This is a genomic window from Neisseria basseii (assembly GCF_962707005.1).
Taxonomy (GTDB): Bacteria; Pseudomonadota; Gammaproteobacteria; order Burkholderiales; family Neisseriaceae; genus Neisseria; species Neisseria bergeri.
Genome location: NZ_CAUIXH010000043.1, coordinates 1 through 1,766, shown reverse-complemented (window position 1 = coordinate 1,766; position 1,766 = coordinate 1). Strand labels below are relative to the sequence as shown.

2 protein-coding genes and 1 pseudogene are annotated in these 1,766 nt (G+C 36.1%); all 3 read right to left on the bottom strand.

Annotation, left to right across the window (positions count from 1 at the left end; genetic code table 11):
- A pseudogene (locus Q9I99_RS11155) lies at positions 1 to 207 on the bottom strand (hypothetical protein); the annotation flags it as partial.
- Between the two features lie 134 nt (positions 208 to 341).
- Positions 342 to 1,193: a hypothetical protein gene (locus Q9I99_RS11150; RefSeq protein WP_118786571.1), complete on the bottom strand. Its 852-nt coding sequence runs from the start codon at positions 1,191 to 1,193 to the stop codon at positions 342 to 344.
- Positions 1,187 to 1,766, bottom strand: a 580-nt coding sequence (locus tag Q9I99_RS11145) for an RHS repeat-associated core domain-containing protein (RefSeq protein ID WP_304666232.1), incomplete at its 5' end; no start/stop codon positions are given. The genes Q9I99_RS11145 and Q9I99_RS11150, both read right to left, overlap by 7 nt.

Sequence of the window (1,766 nt, the reverse complement as noted above, 5' to 3'; positions counted from 1 at the left end):
GACTTTGCGGCTTTGTTTTTCGATCAGTTGGCCGAGGTTGTTGCGTTTGAACCGGTGGATGTGCCACGTCTCGGGTCGGTCTTTCAGACGGCCTTGGCTAGTGCTTTGGCCGTATTCGGTCTGTTGGACCAGTTGTCCGGCGGCATCGTAGCCGTAGGCGGTGATTTTGCCGTCCCAGCTGACCAATATGAGATTGTTAAAGAGCAAATGATTCAGACGACCTCAAAGTAAGTATTGAGGTCGTCTGAAAAAACAGAAACCGCGTACGTGCGTACCGCACATATCCTACGTCAGGACTGAAGGTTTTGTGCGGGCTACGGTTTGCTACGGCTTACTTGTGATTACCAACTAGTAATAGGTCTATGCAAATTTACCCAAAACTTTAATAATGATTGTTCAAAAAAACGAAATTCGGACAGATCTTTTTCTACAACTAGACCTAATTCTTTGAAAAGATATTTAGATTTCGTTCTCTCAATAACATCATATTGACTTAATAACTCAGTAAGCCCTTTTTTTGATGATATATCCATTTCATTATAGTATATTGCAAGCTCTACTTTCTTATCATTGAAAATTGTAACCTCAGTTAACTTTTCATTATCAAACCTTAGTACAAAATTGTTTATCTCTATAATATTTTTTACCTTTGGGATAACATTGCTTGATATGTCATATTTTCTTATAACATCTAGTAGAGAACAATTTAATTCAAAATCGCCTATGCTCTTATAAGGAATAAATATTAATTTATCATGATTTAAAGTTGGATTTTTAAGTTTACTTTTTTGAAAGTCTGAGTACTTTTTACCTTTATTATCATATAAATCTCTTATACTCTCATCGTAAATTAATATCTGCAGAAACAAATTATCCTTATAGTCAACATATAAAACTAAATTATATTTTGGAAAAATATAAAAATAATTTTCTTCATCCGAAACTTCTATTAGAGGATCCTCCTCTTCTAAAAACTTTTCAAGATTTGAAAAGTTAATAACTTTTCCATTTAAGCAAAATTCATCACAATTCCTCAAGGAGGATACAGTAATCAATTCTGAATCAGATTGTATCTTGTGTTTTCTATCAAACTCTAATGAATAATTAGGATTATTTAAAATAACATCATCAAAGTCAGCCTTTTTTTGACCCAATACAACTCCATCCAAAGAATTATTCAATATTTTCAACATTTTGTATATTTCCTTTTTAATCTACGACCTTCTGCCCTAGTTATATGTCCTTCACCAATTGCATAATCAATCATCTCACTTATACCTTTATTATATTTTTCCCCAAATTTTCTTTTAATATCCCTTATATCCATTTCCATTGCTTTTCCGAATTTACCTTTATCAATTAATTTAGCCTGCTGTGATCGCCACTGACTTGCTTTTGCCCAGCTTCCCCAACTTGCTGTTTTACGGTGATCTGCCTTTGTCATCCATGTTGCTGGACTCTTAAAGTGAGAGACTCTCCCAGACATACCACCATCTTTAACAGCCTTATAAGCAGGCATATGATTTACTTCGCCTCCAGAACTGGCCTTCCTAACACTCCCATAACTACCACCTCCATGAACTGATAGCCCCCATAAATCCATCCACATTAAAGTATTAGGTGCGAATTGATACAAATTCTCCCCACCCAACAACCCAATCGGATCCTGATTCACAAACCGCCCCGCCTCAGGCTCGTAATACCGCATCAGGTTGTAATGCAGCCCGGTCTCTTCATCGAAGTATTGGTTTTGCAGTCTGAACGGC